Genomic DNA, 19639 nt, shown 5'->3' on the forward strand with positions numbered 1-19639 from the left:
GCGAAGGAGGCCGGCATGTCGCCGCTGCAGGGAGAGCTCGATCTGCGCCTGCGCCCGGTGGCGCGGCCCGAGCGCCTGTTCTTCGCGGTCATGCCGGACGCGGCCGCCGCGCGCGCGATCGTTCGCATCGGCCGGACATTGTGCGAGGCCGATCCGGCGGCGCCGAAGCTCATCCGGCCGGAGCGCCTGCATGTCTCCACCCATTTCGTCTGCGATTGGCCGCGCCTCAAGGCGCGGCGTGTCATGGCGGCCCGGCTCGCGGGAGCGGCCGTCCGCCTGCCGCCGTTCGATCTCGCGCTCCGCGCGGCGATGACGTTCGAGCCGTTCGGCTCGCGGTCGCAGGCACAGCGGCCGCTGGTCCTCGTCGGCGAGGCCGCGGGGGTCCGGGATCTCCAGGCGGCTCTCGCCGCCGCAATGGGCGGGCGACCGCCAGGGCCGAAACGCAGCGGCATTCCGCATGTGACGCTGTGCTACGGCGCGCACCCGGTCGTGCAGCGGCCGATCCCGCCGATCGCCTGGACGGCGCGCGAATTCGTTCTCCTGCACAGCCGGCAGGATCGGTTGCACTACGACGTTCTCGGCCGCTGGCCGCTCGGCTCCTAGCGGAATTGCGCCTTGAGCCAGCCGGTCAGGTCGCGCAGCGGCGGCACGGAGCCGCCGGTGCGCGGCACGACCAGATAGTAGCCGGCGCCGACATCGGCCATGGTCGCGGGATAGCGTTGCAGCGGCCCCTCGATCGGATCGTCCAGGCCGGCGTCGACAAGAGTGAAGCCGGCGCCGGCGGCGGCGGCGCGGACCGCGACGTCGGTATTGTCGAAGGAGAGCGCTTCGAGCCCGTCGAGCGGTCCGAGCGCGTTGGCGGCGAGCCAGAGGCGCCAGACCCGCTCGGTACCGCTGACGACGAGGAGCCGCGAGGCGGCGAGATCGCGGCGTGTCAGTGGGCCGTCGGCGGCTGGTGCCTGGCCCTGGCGCGCAGCGGCCAGCATGGGCATGGCGATCAGCTTGCTCGCGAGGCCGTCGCTCCAGTCGCCGAAGCCGAACCGGAAGGCGATCTCGCCGGGTTGGAGCGTCTCGATCCGCGGCGAGGTCGCGACCGTCAGGGCAAGCTGCGGATAACGTTCGCGCAGCCGCGGCATCAGTCCCGCCAGCCAGCGCGAGGCGAAGGAATGCGGGGCCTTGATGACGATGGCGCGATATTCGCGTCGGCGCTGCGCGAGATGAGCGGCGATGGCGTCGAAGGCCCTGGTCGCGACGCGGTGCAGGGCCTGGCCTTCGGCGGTCAGCGCGATGCCCTGCGGGGTCCGCTTCATCAGGACCTGGTCGGTATCGCGTTCGAGTGCGGCGATGCGCCGGCTGACGGCCGACGGCGTCAGGCTGAGCGCGGTGGCTGTCGCCCGCACGCTGCCGGTCTCGCCGACGCTGACGAAGGCCTCGAGGCCACGCAGATTGGGCAGGCGGGTCATGGATCAGGCCTAGCCTGGTGTTGAGGTTTTCGCAACACGCGGGAGATCTTTGCGATAGGTCGGGAGCCGGCGGCGCCGCTAGCCTCCTGCACGAGACCCGAGACGGAGCCGGCCATGATCATCGACGCCTGGATGCAGCAGTCCACCCAGCGCTTTGCCCGCCACGACATGCTGGCGACGCTGCGGCGCTGGACCCGCGACGAGATGCATGCCGGCATCACCGACGCCATGACGATCGCCGCGATGGATGCGGGCGGCGTCGATATCGGCATTGCCTCGGCCTGGTGCGGGCCGGAGGGCTGGCTCGTCTCGCATGACGAGGTCGCGGCCTTCGCCGCGGCTTATCCCGGTCGCATCGTCGGCATTGCCAGCGCCAATCTCGACCGGCCGATGGAGGCGGTGCGCGAGCTCCGGCGGGCAGTGCGGCAGCTCGGCTTTCGCGGTCTGCGTGTCGTGCCCTGGCTCTGGAAGCTGCCGCCGAACGACCGCCGCTACTATCCGCTCTACGCCGAATGCGTCGAGCTCGGCATTCCGTTCCTGACCCAGGTCGGCCATACCGGCCCGCTGCGGCCGTCGGAAACCGGCCGGCCGATCCCCTATCTCGACGAGGTGGCGCTCGACTTTCCCGAACTGACCATCGTCGGCGGCCACATCGGCTATCCCTGGACCGAGGAGATGATCGCGCTCTGCACCAAATACGAAAACGTCCATATCGACACGTCGGCCTATACGGTGAAGCGCTATCCGCCGGAGCTCGTGCGCTTCATGCGCGGCCGCGGCCGGCGCAAGGTGCTGTTCGGCACCAACCATCCGATGATCGCGCCGGCCAAGGCGCTCGAAGGGCTGGATGAACTGGGGCTGGACGCCGAGGCGCGGGCGCTGTTTCTGGGCGGCAATGCGGCCCGGGTCTTCGGCCTCTCCGGCGGAGCCGCCTGACGGTGCAGCCTGGGGCCGGTGCATCCGGCGCTTGCGCCATTCCTTTACGCGAGCCGCGCATCGCGATGGTATTGCGCCACCGCGTCGCGTGGGGATTGCAGTATTGTATATTTACGCATGAACGATATCGTATGCGGCGACGGGTCGGGCGACCTCGAATAGGATTGCGCCTGAGGACAGGCATCGATGCAGAACGTTCATGGCGTGCCCCCCGATCTGGTCGCGCGCTGGCGAAATCAGCTTGCGCTCGCGGCCGAGATTACCGGGACGCAGCTCGCCCGCCTTCTGCTGGTGCAACAGGGCGAAGCCGAGACGCTGCTGGCGGAGGGGCCCGGTGCGGCCGGCTGTGCGATCGGCGAACGGGTGCTGCTCGATGGATCGGGCCTGTTCGTCGCCCGGGTCGCCGCCGATCAGGCGCCGCTCGTCGTTCCCGATGCGACGGCCAGGGAGGAATGGCGCCGCGCGCCGGAAGTCGCGCGCGGCCTGCGCGCCTATTGCGGGCTGCCGGTCCTCCGGCCTGACGGGACGCTGTTCGGCGTGGTCGATCTTGCCGACCGCGTGGCGCGGGGCTTTTCCTCGGCGCAGCAGCGCCTGCTCGCCCTGTGCCGCGACAGCATCCAGGATCATCTCGCGCTCGTCGCCGCCTCCGCGCTGCAGCCTCGGCCCGGCGCCGACCTCGAGGCCGACCGGGAAAGGCTGCAGCTCGCGGCCGAGATCAATGGTCTCGGGGTCTGGGACTACGATGCCGATCGCGGCGTCCTGCACTGCGACGCCAACTGGTACCGCATTTTCGGTCGCGACCCGGCCGAGCCGGTCACCAGCCTGGAAGCGCTCCGGCCGATGCTGCATCCCGACGACGTGCCGCTCGTCGATGCGGCTCTGGCCATCCCGCAGCGGCGATCCGGCGCCGGCGAACGGGACAATCGTGCCGCCTTCCGCGTCATGCATCCCGACGGCACGATGCGCCGGGTCTCCTCGGTCGCCCGCTTCATGCCGGCAACGCCGGGCCGGCCCAACCGGCTGACGGGCATCGTGATCGACGTCACCGAGGCGCATGAGGCCGAGGAGCGGCTGAAGCGCAGCCTCGAAGCGCTGCGGCAGACCGAGAAGCTGGCCGGCCTCGGCAGCTGGACCTGGGATGTCGGCGCAGATTTCATCGCCTGGTCGAACACCGCCCACGAGCTGTTCGGCTGGGATCCGGCAAAACCGCTGCCGGGCTACGATGGCATGGCGGCGCTGTTCGCCCCGGAAAGCTGGGAGCGCCTCGGGCTCGTCGTCCAGGAATGTCTGGAGACGGGGGCGCCCTATGTGATCGACATGGAGGCCATCCGCACCGACGGGAGCCACTTCTTCGTGCAGGCGCGCGGCCAGGCGGAGCGCGACGCGAGCGGCAAGGTTGTCTCGCTGTTCGGCACCATCCTCGACATCACGCAGCGCCGGGCCGCCGAGCAGGCGGTCGCCGAACGCGAGCGCTGGCTTTCGGACATGGTCGAGAACCTGCCGGCCGGCGCGATGCTGGTGAAAGACGGCGAATTGCTGGTCAACAAGGCCGTGGAAGCGATGACCGGCTATTCCCGCGAGGAACTGCCGACCCGGGAGATCTGGTTCGAGCGGCTGTTCCGCGACAGCGCGGGGGTCCGCATGCGCGCCTATATGGAACATCGCGCTCGCGGCTTCGGCAATGTCGCCAAGGTGACCTTCTATCGCAAGGACGGCGAGCCGCGCCGGGCCGAGATCACCCCGACGGCGGTCAAGGGCGACGAAATCTGGCTGATGCGCGACATCACCGAGCAGGAGCGCCTGACGGACGCGCTGTCCGACGAGAAGGAGCGCCTGGTTCTGGCGACCCAGGCCGGGCGCATCGGCGTCTTCGGCATCGATTTCCGCGCGCGCAAGGTCACCTGGGACGAGCAGATGCACGTCCTCTATGGCCGGCGGCCCGGCGAGTTCGGCGGCGATTTTGGCGATTGGGCCGCGATCCTGCATCCCGACGATCGCGACGAGATGGCCCGGCGCTGGCAGGCGGCGATCGGCACGGAATCCTTCTTCGAGGACGAGTTCCGCATGGTCCGTCCGGACGGCGAGGTGCGCCATATCCGCTCCTACGCCCGCCTGTTCCAGGACGACGACGGCCAGCCGCTGCGCGCGGTCGGCGTCAACTGGGATTCGACCGACATCCATCGCACCGCGGACGTGTTGAACGCCGCCAAGGAGGCGGCCGAGGCGGCGGAACGGGCAAAAAGCGATTTCCTCGCCACCATGAGCCACGAGATCCGCACGCCGCTGAACACTGTCATCGGCATGACGCGGCTGATGTTGCGCACGGAGCTCGACGCCAAGCAGCGCAACTATCTGGAAAAGATCGACGTTTCCGGCAAGACGCTGCTCGCGATCATCAACGACATCCTCGATTTCTCCAAGATCGAGGCCGGCCGGCTGGAGCTGGAGGAGACTGAGTTCACGCTCGAGGCGGTGCTGGAATCGGTCTCGACCGTCACCGCCATCCGGGCCGAGGAGAAGGGCATCGAGATCGCCTTCGGCATCGGCGCCGGCGTGCCGCGCATTCTGCGCGGCGACCCGCTGCGGCTGTCGCAGGTCCTGATCAATCTTGTCGGCAATGCCGTGAAGTTCACCGACGAAGGCGAGGTCATCGCCTCCGTCGAGGTCGTCGGCGGTGATGACGGCCGGATGCTGCAATTCTCCGTGCGCGACACCGGCATCGGCCTCGACGATGAGCAGCGCGCCCTGCTGTTCCGGCCGTTCAGCCAGGGCGACAGCGAAACCGCCCGGCGTTATGGCGGCACGGGTCTCGGCCTTGCGATCAGCAAGCAGCTCGTCGGGATGATGGGCGGGCACATCGAGGTCGACAGCGTGCCGGGCAAGGGCTCGACCTTCCGTTTCACCATGCCGCTGAAGGGCGCGCAGCCGGCCGTCACCGTGCGGGAGGCGATCTGGGGGGGCCGCCCGCTCGAGGGCATGCGCGTTCTCATCGTCGACGACAATGCCACGGCGCGTGCCATCCTCACCGACATGGTGGCGGGGTTCGGCATGGCCGCGGAGGCCGTGCCGTCGGGCCGGGAGGCGTTGGCGGCGCTGCGTGCGGCGTCGGCGCGCGAGGAGGCCTTTGCCCTGGTGCTGATGGACTGGCGCATGCCCGATATGGACGGACTGGAGACGGCCCGGCACATCCGCGCCGACGCGAGCCTTGCAGAAACGCCTGCCATCCTCATGGTGACGGCCTATGGCCGGGAGGAGGTGCTGCGGCGGGTCGATCAGCTCGGCCTGCAGGGCCTGCTGATCAAGCCGGTGACCGAGTCCATGATGTTCAACGTCATCATGAACCTGTTCTCGGAGGCGCCCGACAGCGATCTGTTCGGCAAGCCGCGGCCGCCGGTGGCGATCGGCAACCGGTCGGTGCTGAAGGACACGCTCGCCGTTCTTGCCGGCCGGCGCGTCCTGGTGGTCGACGACAACGCGCTGAACCGCGAGGTCGCTTCCGAGTTTCTCACTTCGGTGAACATGCATGTCGACGCGGTCGCGAGCGGCAAGGAGGCGCTCGACGCGCTGGCGGTCGCAAACTATGACGCGGTGCTGATGGACGTACAGATGCCCGGCATGGACGGTCCGGCGACGACCCGGGAGATCCGGCGCAACCCGGCCTGGGCGCACCTGCCGATCGTCGCCCTGACGGCGCAGGCACGCGTCGAGGATCGCGAGGCGAGCCTCAAGGCCGGCATGACCGCCCATCTGACCAAGCCGGTCGACGAGGCGCTCCTCTACAAGACGCTGGCCGACATTTTCACCGGAGCCCTGCGCCCGGGCGAGCCGCATTCGGCCGGGGGATACCCGCGCGCGGGTGAAGGCCGCAGCGGGCAGGTCGATTTCGGCACCGCGCTGCGCCTCGTCGGCCGCGATCCGGACCGGCTGGCGCGGCTGCTTGCCGGCTTCGTGAAGGATTTCTCCGATACGCCGCAACAGCTCGTCCTGGCCCTGGCATCGGACGATCTCGCCGAGGCGGCGGCGCTCGCGCACAAGGTGAAGGGGCCGGCCGGCTATCTCAAGGCCGATGCCCTGGTGCAGCTTGCCGCCAATGTCGAGGATGCGGCGCGGAACGGCGAGGGAGATCTTGCGCGCGAACAGGCGGTCGCCTTCAACGCCGAGCTGGAACGGGTGCTGGCCGCCGTGCGCGACCGCATGGCCACGGGTGCCGCCGCCGAGACCCCGCCGCGGGAGCGCCCGCCAGGCAACGGCTCGCTCGCGTCCCTGATCGACGAGGCCGAGCCGCTGGTGGCGCGGGGCGAGTTCGCCGCGGGCGCGGTCCTGGCCCGTCTTGCCGCCGCGGCGAAAGACGCGCCGCAGACGGCGCTGATCGAGGCCATCCGCGGCCATTTCGACGACCTGGAGCTGGACGCGGCGCTCGCCGGCCTCGCCCGGCTGCGGGTCGAGCTCGGCAGGCCAGGCGACGGAGCTTTCGCTTGACGCAGGATAACAGGCCAACGGTCCTCGTCGTCGACGACGAACGCGTCAACCGGGCGGTGCTGGCGGAGCTCCTGGCCGATGAATGCCGGGTCATCCTCGCCAAGGACGGACCGTCGGCGCTGCAGAGGACGCAGGAGGAGCGCGTCAGTCTGGTCCTGCTCGATGCTTCCATGCCCGGCATGGATGGCTACGAGGTGCTGCGCCGGCTGAAGGCGGACGACCGCACGGCCAAGATCGAGGTGATCTTCGTGACCGGGCAGACCGACGAGCAGGACGAGGAGCGCGGCCTGCTGCTCGGCGCCGTCGACTACATCGCCAAGCCGATCCGACCGGCGCTCGTTCGCGCAAGGGTCCGCAATCACCTGAAGCTTGCCCGCCAGCGCGAGGAGCTGGAGCTCCTGTCGCTGCGGGACGGCCTGACCGGCATCGCCAACCGGCGCCATTTCGACATGGAGTTCAACCGGGTCTGCCGCCACGCCGTGCGCTCGGGCGACAGCTTGAGTCTCGCCATGATCGATGTCGACTACTTCAAGCAATACAATGACCGCTACGGGCATGGCGCCGGCGACATGGCGCTGGCCCGGATCGCCCAGGCGCTGGTCGCGACGGTGCAGCGTCCCTACGACACCGCGGCGCGTTATGGCGGCGAGGAGTTCGTGCTGCTTCTGCCCGGCGTCGACGAGCCCGCCGCGACGCTCGAACAGGTCCGCGCCGATGTGGCGGCGCTCGGCATCGCCCATGCCGGATCGGACACCGCCGCCGTGCTCACCATCAGCTGCGGTGGCGTCGTGGCGCGAGCCGAGCTCGCGCGCGAGCCGGCGCGGCTGCTGCGCTGGGCCGACGAGGCACTCTATCAGGCCAAGCGCGAGGGACGGAACCGCACGATCGTGCTCAAGCCTTGAGGAGCCAGGAAAAGGCGCGCCGGAGCTCCGCCGCGCCATCGGTTTCGAACCAGCGCCCGTGGGCGATGACGATCCGCGCCGGCTGCCAGCCGATCATGGTTTCCACCGCGGCCTTCAGCTGCCGCTTCTGCCGGCCGAAGGTCAGCCGCATGTCGCGCGGCATGCCGCCGTCGGGCGCCTGGACGCCTGCGATGCGCGTCAGCCAGCGATGCAGGGTGGAAGGCAGCTTGTCGGCTTCGAAGTTCTCGATAAGGTCGGTCAGGACCAGGGTCCGGCTCGGCAGGTGAAAGAACTCCACCTCGGTCATGTAGCTGCCGGCGATCGGCAGGGTCGCGATTTCGGCGTCCCAGGGATAGCCGTCCCGCGCCGTCAGGTCGCGGCCGGACAGCGTGAAGGCCGGTCCCGCCTGCTCGGCGATGCGCGGCGCGAGATAGATCTCGGCCGCGGGATAGGCCCTGGCCCAGTCGGCGATCCAGGAATAGTGGATGCGGTTCGGCCCGATCAACCAGCGCGGCGTGCCGAGCGCCGCGATCTCCGCGCGCAGCGACGCGGTGAGCGGCGTCGGCGAATGGATGAACAGGCCGTCGCGCAGATGGATCACCGTCATGCGCGTCGAGAACGGCATTTTCGGCCAGGGCATGCCGAAACGGACGACCGGACCGTCGACGATCCAGACATTGTCGGCCACCGGCTTCAGCGTATCGAGCGGCGGATAGGTCATGGGCTCTTCGTGAGGCCGGTCCGGCTGGCTGACCATGAGCGTTCCATTCCCCGTCTTTGCCTGCTGTCGGCGGTCGACCCTAGCAGAATGGCGGGGCCGCATTCCCGCCGGGTGAATTTTTTATGCGTAGGGCGCAGGTCGTCCGCCGCACTAGGGTTCCGTTTGTGTCAGACGACGGCCCGCACGGAATCATGAACACCGACGCGGCGTGAACCGTCGTCGTGGCGGTGGCAGGGATCTGAAACGGCATGGCGGAGCGTTCATCTGGGAACACGGCGCGGGCCTGGCTCGGTGTCGTCGCGCTCGCGGCCGCCGCCTTCGGCATCGTCACCACCGAGTTCGCGCCGGTCGGCCTCATGTCCGCCATTGCCGGGGCATTCGATCGCCCGGCAGCGGAGATCGGCCTCTCGGTCACCGTCTATGCCTGGATCGGCGCGGCGGCGGGCCTGCTCTCGCCCATCCTGCTCCAGGCGGTTGCGCGCAAGCAGCTGCTGGTCGTGCTGGTCTTCGCGCTGGCGGCGAGCAATGCCGCGGCGGCCCAGTCGTCCGGATTCGGCGGCTTTCTCGCCGCGCGCATGGCGGGGGCGGTTGCGCATGGCTGCTTCTGGGCGACCGCGATGGCCGTGGCCGCCGAGATCGTCCCGCGCGAGCGCCTGGGGCTTGCGACCGCCACCGTCTTCGGCGGCATCACGGCCGCCATCGTGCTCGGCGTGCCGCTCGCCAACGTCGTCGGCGAGGTTGGCGGCTGGCGCATGGCCTTCGCGGCGATGACAGGGCTCGGCCTCGTCACCGGTGCCGCCATGGCCGCGCTGCTGCCGCCGGTCGGTCCGCCGGCCATGACCGGCTGGCGCTCCATGGCGGCGGTGCTCGGCGATCGCGCGATGCGCGCCATCTATGGCGTCACGGCCCTGATGGCGATCGGTCATTTCGCGGCCTATACCTTCATCGAACCCTATCTGAAGGCCGTCCCCGGCACGGCCGAGGCCATGGTGTCGGTGTCGCTTGCGGCTTTTGGCGCCGCCGGTGTCCTCGGCAACATGCTGACCGGCCTCCTGGCCGACCGGCACATGCGGCCCCTGATCGGCTGCGCCTTCGCGGTCCTGGTCGTCGCGCTGGCCGGCCTCGGCCTCGGCCGGTCGGTCCTCGGCCCGATCGCGACACTGGCTCTGGTGACGGCCTGGGGCGGCGCTGTTTCGGCCCTGTTCGCCGGGCTGCAGGTCTGGATGCTGCGGACAGCCGGCACCGCCGCCATGCCCGCAGCCGCGATCCATGCCGCGGTGGTCAATCTTGCGATCGGCGTCGGCGCGAGCTGCGGCGCGCTGCTGATGAAAGGTGGAGGGGGCGGCGGCGTCATGCTGGCCGCCGCCGGCATGGCCCTGGCGCCGCTCGCCGCCGTGCTCATCGGCAGGCCGGCCGGGCTCGACCGCGCCGGCATGGAGGAGGCAAGGCGGGCGTCGGCCTGAACGGCGCACCGCTTCGCCGGTCCGCCCGCGGCCGGTCCATTCCTTCCGAGGTAAAGTCGCGCGGGTCGGCCGTCATGCGGGCCATTCCGGGGCGGCGCTTCTCCTTGTCCTGGGCGCCGGCCATAGTGCGTCAAGGCCCGGTCGGGACCGCGGGGAGCCAGGATGCGTCGTCTGCCGTTCTTCTATGGTTGGATCATCGTCGCGGTGACCTTCGTCACCATGGGCATCGGCGTCAATGCGCGCACGTCCTTCTCGCTGTTCTTCGCGCCGATCCTCGACGAGTTCGGCTGGGAGCGCGGCGTCACGGCCGGCGCCTTCTCCTTCGGTTTCCTGATCTCGGCCGTGCTGAGCCCGCTCATGGGCAAGCTGATGGATCGCACCGGCCCGCGCACGGTGATGGAGATCGGCGTCATCCTGATGGGGGCGGGGCTTCTGCTTGCCCCGCTCACCACCCAGCCCTGGCATCTCTATGTGACCATCGGCGTGCTGGTCGGCGCCGGCAGCGTCTGCCTCGGCTATTCCGGCCAGTCGCTCTATTTGCCCAACTGGTTCATCCGCCGGCGCGGTCTTGCGGTCGGCCTCGCCTTCGCGGGCGTCGGCATCGGTTCGGTGACGCTGCTGCCCTGGGTCCAGATGGCGATCGACGGCGCCGGTTGGCGTTCGGCCAGCACCACGATGGGCATTCTCATTCTCGTCGTGCTCGCGCCGCTCAATCTGCTGCTGCGCAAGCGCCCGGAGGACATCGGCCTCAAGCCCGACGGCGACGACGGTTCAGGCCCTGCCGCCGCTGCGCAGGGCTCCAATGTCGTCGACCCCGCCTGGGTGGCGATCGACTGGACGCTCGGCCGGGCGCTGAAGACCGCGCGGTTCTGGTGGCTCGCGCTCGGCTATTTCTGCGGCCTCTATGTCTGGTACGCGGTGCAGGTGCACCAGACCAAATATCTGGTCGAGATCGGCTTTTCCTCGACGCTGTCGGCCTGGGCGCTCGGCCTGGTCAGCCTCGTCGGCATTCCCGGCCAGATCGCGCTCGGCTACGTTTCCGACCGGATCGGCCGGGAATGGGTCTGGACCATTTCGACCGTCGGCTTCGCCATCTGCTTCGCGCTGCTGATCGCCCTGCAGCACACGCCGGCCCTTGTCCTGCTCTATCTGATGGTGTTCACGCAGGGCTTCCTCGGCTACGGCCTGACCTCGATCATGGGCGCGGTGGTGGCCGAGATCTTCCAGGGGCGGAACTTCGGCACGATCTTCGGCACCGTCATGTTCGTGGCGCTCGGCGGCGGTGCGGCCGGCCCCTGGCTGACCGGCCTGCTGCACGACCGCTACGGCGACTATACGCTCGCCTTCTCGATCGCGATCGTGCTCAGCCTCCTGTCGGCCGCCGCGATCTGGATGGCCGGACCGCGCCAGATCCGAGCGGTCGGCGGCCGGATGGCGGCGGTCTCGAAACCCGCCTGAGGCTGGCGGCGCCCCGCACCGGCTATTTCTTGCTGAGATATTTCATGCCGGTGTCGCACATGATGGTGACGATCGTCGCGCCGGGCCGCAGCCGTTCGGCAAGGCGCAGCGCCGCCACCACATTGGCCCCGGTCGACGTGCCGGCGAACAGGCCTTCCTCACGCGCCAGCCGCAGCGCCATGGCGGCGGCGTCCTCGGTCGAGACCGGCTCGACCCGGTCGGCAATGCGGTCGTGCCAGAGCGGCACGATGAAACCTGCGCCGATCCCGTCGATCTTGTGGCCGCCGGCCTTGCCGCCCGCGAGCACCGGCGATTCCGCCGGCTCCACCGCGACGATCGCGACGGTGCCGTCATGGCGGCGCAGCGTCTCGGCCATGCCCCGCAGCGAAGCCGCGGTGCCGACGGCCTGGACGAAACCGTCGAGCCGTCCGCCGGTATCCTCCAGGATCTCCTCGGCCATGGCGTGATAGGCCGCGAGCTGGTCGGTGTTCTTGAGCTGATCGGTCCAGAAGGCCTTCGTCTCGCCGGCGATCACCCGCGCCGCTTCGACCATGTCGCGCGTCAGCTTTTCGGTCATCCGGCCGGATTCACTCGGGACGATGGTCAACTTCGCGCCGAGGGCCGCCATGTGGTCCAGCTTTTCCCGGGCGAAGGCGTCGGACGAGACGATGTGCAGCGGATAGCCCTTGACGGCGCAGACCAGCGCGAGCGACACGCCCGTGCTGCCGCCGGTATATTCGACCACGGCGCCGCCGGCCTTCAGCCGGCCGTCGGCCTCGGCCGCCTCGATCATGGCGAGCGCCATGCGATCCTTCATGCTGCCGGTCGGGTTTTCGTCCTCGAGCTTGAGGAGGATGCGGCTGCCGTGCGGCACGCCGATCCGCCGCAGCGCGACGAGCGGCGTCCGGCCGATGCGGTCGAGTACGGTTCCTTGCACGGCGGCCATGGCGGATCTCCTCGGTTTCGGCCCGGCGCGGCCGGCCCTCCATACAGCAGTTTAGGCGCACCGAGCCGAAGCCATTATGGCCGTGCCGGTCAACAGTCTTGTGCCGGGTGGAACCTGTCCATCGCATGCGAGACCTGCCGACACGGCTGAGGCGCGCCAATCCCGGCTGGCTATGATCCCGATCGCGACAACAAGCAGTTTCAAGGGGACACGAGGACATGCACGGACGGCGACCGACGATGAATTCGCTCCACGGCATGGTGGCGGCGGCACACCCGCTGGCGGCGCAGGCGGGCGCACGGGTGCTCGCGAGCGGCGGCAATGCCTTCGACGCGGCAGCAGCGACCGCCGCGGCGCTGAACGTGGTCGAGCCCTTCATGTCGAGCCTTGCCGGCGAAGGGCTCGCCACCATGTGGGTGGCTGCGGAAAGGCGCGTGCGCGTCCTGGATTTCGTGCCGAAGATTCCGGCGAGCTTTCCGGTCGAACGGTTCCGCGAACGGGCCGAGCTCGAGCGCGGCGCGCTGCCGGTCGGCACGCCCGGCAATCTCGCCGGCTGGGCCGAGCTGGTGCGGACCTATGGCCGCAAGTCGCTCGCCGAGGTGCTGGCGCCGGCCATCGCCCTGGCCGAGGACGGCTTCGCGCTCGCCGAGTTCGGCGTCGAGGAGTTTGCCGAGCAGAAGCCGGTGCTCGCGGGCTATCCGGCGCTCTACGACAACTGGGCGAAGGCCTATCTGCCGGCCGGCGGCATCAGGCTCGGCGCGGTGCTGCGCCAGCCGGACCTTGCCGCGACCTTGCGCGGCCTTGCCGAGAACGGCCCCGGCCATCTCTATGGCGGGCCGCTCGGTGAGCGCATCGTGGCGCATCTGAAGAGCCTCGGCGGCATCATGACGCTCGCCGATCTCACCGACTTCAAGCCGGTCTGGCGCGAGCCGCTGGCCGCCGCCTATCGCGGCCTGACCGTGCATGTGCCGCCACCGCCTTGTGAGGGTTTCCAGTTCCTGCTGACGTTGCGGATCCTGGACGGGCTCGATTTCAAGGGGCTGGCACATAATGGCGTCGAGCATCTCGACCGGGTCTATCGCGCCATCCGTCTTGCCGCCGGCGAGCGCATCGCCCACAACAATCCGCCGCCCGACAGGCTCGCCGCGATCATGTCCGAGGAGACGGTCGCGCGCCTGCGTCGCCGCCTTGCCGACGGCAAGCCGATCGTGGGACCGACCGAGCAGTGGATGGCGGGCCAGGGTGAGGACCCCGCCCATACGACCTCGTTCTCGATCGCTGATCGCGAGGGCAATCTCATCTGCATCACACAGAGCCTCGGCAGCCCCTTCGGCAGTGGCGTCGTGGTGCCCGGCACCGGGCTCTGCCTCAACAATTTCCTCTACTGGGCCGACGTCCAGCCGGAGAGCCCGAACCGGTCCAGGCCGGGCGGCGATCTCTTGATGTGCATGTCGCCGTCGATCTCGCTGCGCGACGGCAAGCCGGTGCTGGCGCTCGGGACGCCGGGCAGTTACGGCATCCTGCAGACCCAGGCCCAGGCCTTCGTGCACCATGTCGAGTTCGGTCTGCCGCTGCAGGAGGCGATCGAGGCCCCGCGGGCGCGGCTGTGGGACGGCCGCGTGGTCGAGCCGGAGGATCGCATCGCGCCGGATGTGATCGCCGCGCTCGGCGAGCGGGGCCACGATATCCAGTTGCATCCCGGCGGCTGGACCATGCGTGTCGGCGGCATGCAGGCCGTTGCCGTCGATCCGGCGACCGGCGTCCTGACCGGGGCCGCCGATCCGCGCCGCGACGGCTACGTCGCGACGCCCTGACGGCAATCCGGTCCGATCGCCGCGGAGATCAGCCCCGCGGCGCGCCGGCCGCCTTTGGCAAGGCGGCGACGATGACGGCGGCCAGCAGGCCGGCCGCCGTGCTGGCCAGGATCGGCACCTGGTAGCTGCCGGAGAAGTCGAAGGCGAAGCCCGCCGCCGTCGGCCCGACCAGCGTGCCGAAGGCGACGCTGGTATAGAGCACGCCGATAATGCTGCTGACATTGCGGCCGCCGAAATAGTCCATGACCAGCGACGGTATGATCGCGACGAACCCGCCATAGAAGACGCCATAGGCGAAGGCGAACACCGCCAGCGGCCAGAAGCTGCCGGCCAGGGCCCAGATCGCCATCGACAGGGCCATGCCGGCGAACATGGCGGTGAGCGCGTTCTTGCGCCCCATCCGGTCGGCGAGGTCGCCGAGGAAGAACCGGCCGGCCGTGCTGCCGATGCCGATAATGCCGACCAGGAGCACGGCGGAGCCCTGCGCCACGCCATGGTCGAGCGCATAGGGCACGAGATGCACGAAGGGCACGAACAGGCCGAACGAGCAGAACACGCAGGCAATGTAGAGGCCGACGAAGCGGCCCGAGCCGACGGCCGCGCGCACTGGAAACCCTTCGGGCGCGGCGCGCGCGACGCCCGGCTCGACCGGATCGCCGTCGGGATTGAGGCCGCGGTCGCGCGGATCGTTTTCGATCAGCAGGGCCATGCCGATGCCGATCAAGGCCGCGAGCAGGCCGAGCACGATATAGGCTTGGCGCCAGCCGAAGCCTGCGATCAGCGCGGCGGCGAGCGGCGGCATGGCTAGCGTGCCGACGCCGATGCCGCTGACCGCGATGCCCGAGGCAAAGCCGCGGCGCCGGACGAACCAGCGTTGCACCGCGCCGACGACAGGCACATAGGATGCGCCGACACCGAGGCCGACGCCGAGGCCATAGGCAAGATAGACCTGGACGAGGCTGGTCGCGAGCCCGGCGGCGATCAGGCCGCCGGCAGTCAGCAGCATGCCGATGACGGCAAGGCTTTTCGAACCCCAGCGGTCGGCGAGCGGCCCGCTGATCACGCCGAGGCCGAAATAGAGAAAGCCGGCCAGCGAAAAGACCAGCGAGACCGAGCCCCGCGAGGCGGCGAAATCGCGCTGCAGCGGCTCGACGAAGGCGCTGAACGTATAGGCCGAGCCGAAACCGACGAACATGACGGCGAAGGCGCCTGCGACCACGAGCCAGCCGTGGAAGAGACGCGGGCGGATGGGTGCGGTCTGCGAGCTCAAGGCCGTCTCCTTCGGGGGCGATGATGTCATTGCCGGCGGCTCCTGTCAGGGGCGTCGGCGAGGGAGGGGCGCCGGCGGTGCCAGTCGGTCGCAGCCTGGAACGCCATGCCGGCCGCAATCAGCGCGGCTTCGCCGAGATCCGGCCCCACGAGTTGGAAGGCGAGTGGCAGGCCCCCGGCCGAAAATCCGCCGGGCAAGGTGAGGGTCGGCTGGCCGGTCATGTTGAACGGGCAGGTATAGCGCTGCAGTGCGGCGATCAGCGCCGGCTGTTCGCCGAGGCTCCGGATGGTGGCGAGTGACAGCGGCGGGAAGGGGTGGACCGGGGTCAGGATCAGATCGACCGCGCTGTGGAGGGCCGCGACGCGGCCGGCGAAGGCGCGGCGGCGGAGCCTGATGGCGTGGAGCGCGGTCCCCGAGACCTGAAGCCCGGCCTCCACGACGCCGGAGAGCACCGGGCCGTAGTCGCGGGCGCGGGACGGATAGAATTCGGCATGGGCGACCGCCGCCTCGACGGCGCAAAGCGGCGACCAGTCGGCGACCGCCGCTTCGACATCCGGAAAGGCAATGTCGACGACATCGGCGCCGAGCGAACCGAAGACGGCCAGCGCGTCGCCGAGGACCTGCTGCACCATCGGATCGACGCCCGCGGTGTTCCAGGCCGGATCGACGCCGAGCCGCATTCCCGCAAGCGAGCGTGGCGGTTCCGGCGGCGGCGCCGGCACGGGCGCGTGCCGGCAGGTCGGGTCGGCGGGGTCGGCACCGGCGATCGCCGCCAGCAGCACCGCGGCATCCGCCGCACTGCGCGCGATCGGCCCGACATGGTCGAGCGTCGGCGCGAGCGGAAAGACGCCGTGCCGGCTGACCCGGCCCCAGCTCGGCTTCAGCCCGGTCAGGCCATTGGCGGCCGACGGCCAGCGGATCGAGCCGCCGGTATCCGAGCCGATCGTACCGAAACTGAGGCCGGCCGCGACCGCGACGGCCGGGCCGCTCGACGAGATGCCCGGCCAGTGGTCGTGCGCCCAGGGGTTCTTCGGAGGGGCGATGGCTGGATGGTGATCGGAATAGGCGCCTTCGGTCATCTGCAGCGTGCCGATGACGATCGCGCCCGCCGCCTTCAGCCTGGCGACCACGGTCGAGTCCTCGACCGCGTTCTGTCCGGCATGGATGGTCATGCCGGCGCCGGTGGCAAGGCCCGCTACGGCGAACAGGTCCTTCACCGCGATCGGGATGCCGTGCAGCGGCCCGCGATAGCGGCCGGCACGGATCTCCCGCTCGGCCGTCGCCGCATCGGCGCGGGCCGCCGCGGCGGCGACGTGAACGAAGCTTGCGAGCTGGCCGTCGCACGAGCCGATCCGGTCGAGGGTCAGGTCCGTCGCCGTGACAGGGGAGATGTCCCTGCGGGCGATCAGGCTTGCAAGCTCGAGGAGTTCAAGCGCGTGGAGCGGCACCGCGGCTGCGTTCGGGCGGTTCGGTTTCGATTCAGAAATTCTCATTGATGGCGCCATGGATCCTGCTGCACGGCCGTTTCGATTGAGCTAAGATGATGGACAATTGCTGGCGCTACAAACCAGAAGATCTGCACGTGTCGAGTGAGAAAAACTAAATGAATGAAGGCCGCCTTCCGCCGCTCAACGCACTCCGCTGCTTCGAGGCGGCGGCGCGGCATCTGTCGGTGAAGCATGCAGCGGCCGAGCTTTGCGTGACGCCCGGCGCGGTCAGCCAGATGCTCAAGACGCTGGAAGGTCATCTCGGCGTGCAGCTGTTCCATCGGGTCAATCGCGGCATCTATCTGACCGAGGCGGGGCAGGGCTACCTGCCGCCGGTCCGCAATGCGTTCCGGCAGATTGCCGATGCCTCCCGGCGCGTTGCCGCGGCGGCCGAATCGAGCCTGTTGACCGTTTCGGTCACGCCGTTCTTTGCCTCGGCCTGGCTGGTGCCGCGGCTCAAATCGTTTCAGCATGCCCATCCCGGCATCGATCTGCAGGTGGTGACCGGCAATGGCCTTGCCGATTTCGGCCGCGACGGCGTCGACATCGCGGTGCGCCATGGGCTCGGCCGCTATCCGGGGCTGTGGAGCGAGAAGGTGGTGGCGGTCGAAATGGTGCCGGTGGCGACGCCGGGCCTCGTCGCCGAGATCGGCAGGCCGGCGGGATCTCAGGCGCTGACGCGCTGGCCGCTGGTGCACGATACCGACCGGCGCGGCTGGCAGCTCTGGTTCGAGGCCCAGGGCATCAGCGACATCGGGCCGCCGCGCGGACCTTCCTTCGACGATCCGGGCCTCCTGATGAAGGCGGTGGCGGCCGGGCAGGGCGCCGGCCTTCTCCCGGCCGCGATGGTCGCGCCCGACATTGCCGCCGGGCGGCTCGTCCGGCTGGCCGAGGTCGCCATGCTGGAAAGCTTTGCCTATTACCTCGTCTATCCCGAGGCCTTCCATGCCCGGCCGAAGGTCGCGGCCTTCAGGGCCTGGATCCTTGCGGCTGCGGGTCTCGCGCCGGCGGAGACGGGCGAGGCCGCATGCTGAACCCTTGCTCCGGGCGATTTGCGCCGGTCTGCGATCGGTGCTTTGAGGAGCGCGCGACATTGCATGGGATATGAGGATCATGGCCAAGGCCACGCCGCTGACGATCTATGGCATCAAGACCTGCGACACGATGAAGAAGGCGCGCACCTGGCTCGAGAGCCATGGCCGGCCCTACGCCTTCCACGACTACCGCGAGGCGGGCCTCGACAGGCCGCGGCTGGAGCAGTGGGTGAAACAGGTCGGCTGGGAAATTCTGCTCAACCGCAACAGCACGACCTTCCGCGATCTGCCGGAGTCCGAGCGCAGCGGGCTCTCGGAGGAGAAGGCGATCGGCCTCATGCTGGCGCAGCCGACCATGATCAAGCGACCGGTGCTCGATCTCGGCGACAGGCTGCTGGTCGGCTTCAAGCCCGATGCCTATGCCAGGGCTTTCGGCTGAGACGGCGCTCCCGGTTCAAGGCCGATCCGGATGATGCGGGCGCCGCCGTCCAGCCTCAGGCCCGGGCGGCGGCCGTTTCGATCATCCAGGCGCTCGCAAGATCCAGCATCTCGGCCAGCACGTCGGCGTCGCGCCGGCCGATGGAGGCGCGCACATGAAAGGAATGATCGGCATCGTCGAACAGTGCCAGGCGGGCCCGCGCGCCGAGCTGCGCGACCGCCGGCCGCAGGAGGCCGAGCTCGGCGAGGGTGTCGCGCGTGCCCTGAAGGAACAGCATCGGCAGCCCGACATCGGAAAGATGCGCGGCGCGCTCGCGTGACGGCTTGCCGGCCGGGTGCAGCGGAAAGGCGAAGAAAACCAGGCCGCGCACGCCGTCCAGCGGCTGAAGGCTTTGCGCCTGCGAGGTCATGCGGGCGCCGAACGACCGGCCGCCGGCAAAGCGCGGCAGGGCCGGCGCGCGCCGCCTGGCCTCGGCGACCGCGGCCCGCACCGCCTGATGCGCCACGGCCGGCGTATCGGGGCGCCTGGAGCCCCGTTCCATGTAGGGAAACTGGTAGCGCAGCGTCGCGATGCCGCGCTCGGCGAGGCCGTCGGCTGTCGCCGCCATGGCGGCATGGGTCATGCCCGCGCCGGCGCCATGAGCGAGGACGAGCGCGGCGCGCGCGTCCGCAGGCGCCTGCCAGAGGCCCGAGACGGGTTCGGCATCGGCGATGGCGATCGTGATGGGCTTTGCCTCGGTCATGATTCTCGCCTGTGCGCCGGCGCCGCCGTCGGGCCGGCTGCGCGCGCGAGGGCCTGCCGGGCGAGGTCCGCGACGCCGATGCTCAGGGCGAGGTCCTCGCGCTCGAGCGCGTCGACCGCGATCCAGCGTGCCTCCAGCGCATCGTCGCCGGCGACCGGCTCGCCGGCACGCCAGCGGCACAGCACGGCGATCAGGATGAAGTGCTGGCGCAGCGCGTCCATTTCGTCGTGATCGAAGGCGTCGACCGCGGTCAGCACCTCGACGGCCTCCGCCTCGATCCGGGTTTCCTCGTGCAATTCGCGGATCGCGGCGTCGAGCAGCGCTTCGCCCGTCTCGATCTTGCCGCCGGGAAAGCCCCAGCGGCCGGCATCCGGAGGATTGGCACGCCGCACCAGCAGCACGGCGCCGTCACGCGGCACGACGGCGATCGTCGCCGCGACGGGGCGGACGGGCGGGGTTGTACGGGACGGATTGTCGGCTGCCAC

Annotated in this window: 16 protein-coding genes; 9 read left to right on the top strand and 7 right to left on the bottom strand. The window is 69.9% G+C overall.

The genetic code is table 11. From position 1 onward, the window contains the following. Positions 1-15 precede the first annotated feature (15 nt). Positions 16-603, top strand: coding sequence for a 2'-5' RNA ligase family protein (locus OZ671_RS07155; protein WP_268860102.1), 588 nt, complete (start codon positions 16-18; stop codon positions 601-603). Here OZ671_RS07155 and OZ671_RS07160 read toward each other — a convergent pair. After that, positions 600-1463: a LysR family transcriptional regulator gene (locus OZ671_RS07160; RefSeq protein ID WP_268860103.1), complete on the bottom strand. Its 864-nt coding sequence runs from the start codon at positions 1461-1463 to the stop codon at positions 600-602. The genes OZ671_RS07155 and OZ671_RS07160 overlap by 4 nt on opposite strands. Before the next feature lie 114 nt (positions 1464-1577). On the opposite strand from OZ671_RS07160, the gene OZ671_RS07165 reads away from it, so the two are divergent. The 3 genes from OZ671_RS07165 (at position 1578) to OZ671_RS07175 (ending at position 7780) form a co-directional block, all read left to right on the top strand. Continuing rightward, complete coding sequence (locus OZ671_RS07165; RefSeq protein WP_268860104.1) at positions 1578-2399, top strand: amidohydrolase family protein; 822 nt, start codon at positions 1578-1580, stop codon at positions 2397-2399. Between the two features lie 186 nt (positions 2400-2585). Then, positions 2586-6878, top strand: a complete 4293-nt coding sequence (locus OZ671_RS07170; RefSeq protein WP_268860105.1) for a PAS domain-containing protein — start codon at positions 2586-2588, stop codon at positions 6876-6878. Continuing rightward, positions 6875-7780: a diguanylate cyclase domain-containing protein gene (locus OZ671_RS07175; protein WP_268860106.1), complete on the top strand. Its 906-nt coding sequence runs from the start codon at positions 6875-6877 to the stop codon at positions 7778-7780. The genes OZ671_RS07170 and OZ671_RS07175 overlap by 4 nt, the downstream gene beginning before the upstream one ends. Here the strand turns inward: OZ671_RS07175 and OZ671_RS07180 are convergent. After that, positions 7770-8501, bottom strand: a complete 732-nt coding sequence (locus OZ671_RS07180) for a DUF4336 domain-containing protein (RefSeq protein ID WP_268860107.1) — start codon at positions 8499-8501, stop codon at positions 7770-7772. The genes OZ671_RS07175 and OZ671_RS07180 overlap by 11 nt on opposite strands. Positions 8502-8749: 248 nt before the next feature. On the opposite strand from OZ671_RS07180, the gene OZ671_RS07185 reads away from it, so the two are divergent. Together OZ671_RS07185 and OZ671_RS07190 are read left to right on the top strand one after the other, a co-directional pair. Beyond that, positions 8750-9964 (top strand): MFS transporter, encoded by a 1215-nt coding sequence (locus tag OZ671_RS07185; RefSeq protein WP_268860108.1) that lies wholly within the window; start codon positions 8750-8752, stop codon positions 9962-9964. Positions 9965-10126: 162 nt separating this feature from the next. Continuing rightward, positions 10127-11422 carry an MFS transporter gene (locus tag OZ671_RS07190; protein ID WP_268860109.1) on the top strand — a complete coding sequence of 432 codons (1296 nt, stop codon included), beginning with the start codon at positions 10127-10129 and terminating at the stop codon, positions 11420-11422. A gap of 22 nt (positions 11423-11444) precedes the next feature. Here OZ671_RS07190 and OZ671_RS07195 read toward each other — a convergent pair whose 3' ends face one another. Beyond that, entirely contained in the window at positions 11445-12368 is a 924-nt protein-coding gene (locus OZ671_RS07195; RefSeq protein ID WP_268860110.1) for a PLP-dependent cysteine synthase family protein, read from the bottom strand. A gap of 239 nt (positions 12369-12607) precedes the next feature. On the opposite strand from OZ671_RS07195, the gene OZ671_RS07200 reads away from it, so the two are divergent. After that, positions 12608-14182 (top strand): gamma-glutamyltransferase family protein, encoded by a 1575-nt coding sequence (locus OZ671_RS07200; protein WP_268860111.1) that lies wholly within the window; start codon positions 12608-12610, stop codon positions 14180-14182. Between the two features lie 28 nt (positions 14183-14210). On the opposite strand, the gene OZ671_RS07205 is transcribed toward OZ671_RS07200, so the two are convergent. Beyond that, positions 14211-15452, bottom strand: coding sequence for an MFS transporter (locus OZ671_RS07205; RefSeq protein WP_268860112.1), 1242 nt, complete (start codon positions 15450-15452; stop codon positions 14211-14213). Between the two features lie 26 nt (positions 15453-15478). Then, positions 15479-16945, bottom strand: coding sequence for an amidase (locus OZ671_RS07210; protein ID WP_268860113.1), 1467 nt, complete (start codon positions 16943-16945; stop codon positions 15479-15481). A 110-nt stretch (positions 16946-17055) separates the two neighbouring features. Between OZ671_RS07210 and gcvA the strand changes: the two genes are divergently transcribed. Both gcvA and OZ671_RS07220 read left to right on the top strand, forming a co-directional pair. Beyond that, entirely contained in the window at positions 17056-17973 is a 918-nt protein-coding gene (gcvA, locus tag OZ671_RS07215) for a transcriptional regulator GcvA (protein WP_268860114.1), read from the top strand. Positions 17974-18052: 79 nt separating this feature from the next. Next, positions 18053-18412 (top strand): ArsC family reductase, encoded by a 360-nt coding sequence (locus tag OZ671_RS07220; RefSeq protein WP_268860115.1) that lies wholly within the window; start codon positions 18053-18055, stop codon positions 18410-18412. Positions 18413-18467: 55 nt separating this feature from the next. Here OZ671_RS07220 and OZ671_RS07225 read toward each other — a convergent pair whose 3' ends face one another. Together OZ671_RS07225 and OZ671_RS07230 are read right to left on the bottom strand one after the other, a co-directional pair. Then, positions 18468-19154 (bottom strand): alpha/beta hydrolase family protein, encoded by a 687-nt coding sequence (locus OZ671_RS07225; protein ID WP_268860116.1) that lies wholly within the window; start codon positions 19152-19154, stop codon positions 18468-18470. Continuing rightward, entirely contained in the window at positions 19151-19639 is a 489-nt protein-coding gene (locus OZ671_RS07230; protein ID WP_268860117.1) for an NUDIX hydrolase, read from the bottom strand. Before OZ671_RS07230 ends, OZ671_RS07225 begins: the two co-directional genes overlap by 4 nt.

This window comes from Phreatobacter sp. AB_2022a (assembly GCF_026847585.1).
Classification (GTDB): Bacteria; Pseudomonadota; Alphaproteobacteria; order Rhizobiales; family Phreatobacteraceae; genus Phreatobacter.

Excerpts from the sequence above, each read along its gene's own strand:
- OZ671_RS07155 (WP_268860102.1), top strand. The coding sequence starts at position 16 with ATGTCGCCGCTGCAGGGAGAGCTCGATCTGCGCCTGCGCCCGGTGGCG.
- OZ671_RS07160 (WP_268860103.1), bottom strand. The coding sequence starts at position 1,463 with ATGACCCGCCTGCCCAATCTGCGTGGCCTCGAGGCCTTCGTCAGCGTC.
- OZ671_RS07165 (WP_268860104.1), top strand. The coding sequence starts at position 1,578 with ATGATCATCGACGCCTGGATGCAGCAGTCCACCCAGCGCTTTGCCCGC.
- OZ671_RS07170 (WP_268860105.1), top strand. The coding sequence starts at position 2,586 with ATGCAGAACGTTCATGGCGTGCCCCCCGATCTGGTCGCGCGCTGGCGA.
- OZ671_RS07180 (WP_268860107.1), bottom strand. The coding sequence starts at position 8,501 with ATGACCTATCCGCCGCTCGATACGCTGAAGCCGGTGGCCGACAATGTC.
- OZ671_RS07185 (WP_268860108.1), top strand. The coding sequence starts at position 8,750 with ATGGCGGAGCGTTCATCTGGGAACACGGCGCGGGCCTGGCTCGGTGTC.
- OZ671_RS07190 (WP_268860109.1), top strand. The coding sequence starts at position 10,127 with ATGCGTCGTCTGCCGTTCTTCTATGGTTGGATCATCGTCGCGGTGACC.
- OZ671_RS07195 (WP_268860110.1), bottom strand. The coding sequence starts at position 12,368 with ATGGCCGCCGTGCAAGGAACCGTACTCGACCGCATCGGCCGGACGCCG.
- OZ671_RS07200 (WP_268860111.1), top strand. The coding sequence starts at position 12,608 with ATGAATTCGCTCCACGGCATGGTGGCGGCGGCACACCCGCTGGCGGCG.
- OZ671_RS07210 (WP_268860113.1), bottom strand. The coding sequence starts at position 16,945 with ATGAGAATTTCTGAATCGAAACCGAACCGCCCGAACGCAGCCGCGGTG.
- gcvA (WP_268860114.1), top strand. The coding sequence starts at position 17,056 with ATGAATGAAGGCCGCCTTCCGCCGCTCAACGCACTCCGCTGCTTCGAG.
- OZ671_RS07220 (WP_268860115.1), top strand. The coding sequence starts at position 18,053 with ATGGCCAAGGCCACGCCGCTGACGATCTATGGCATCAAGACCTGCGAC.
- OZ671_RS07225 (WP_268860116.1), bottom strand. The coding sequence starts at position 19,154 with ATGACCGAGGCAAAGCCCATCACGATCGCCATCGCCGATGCCGAACCC.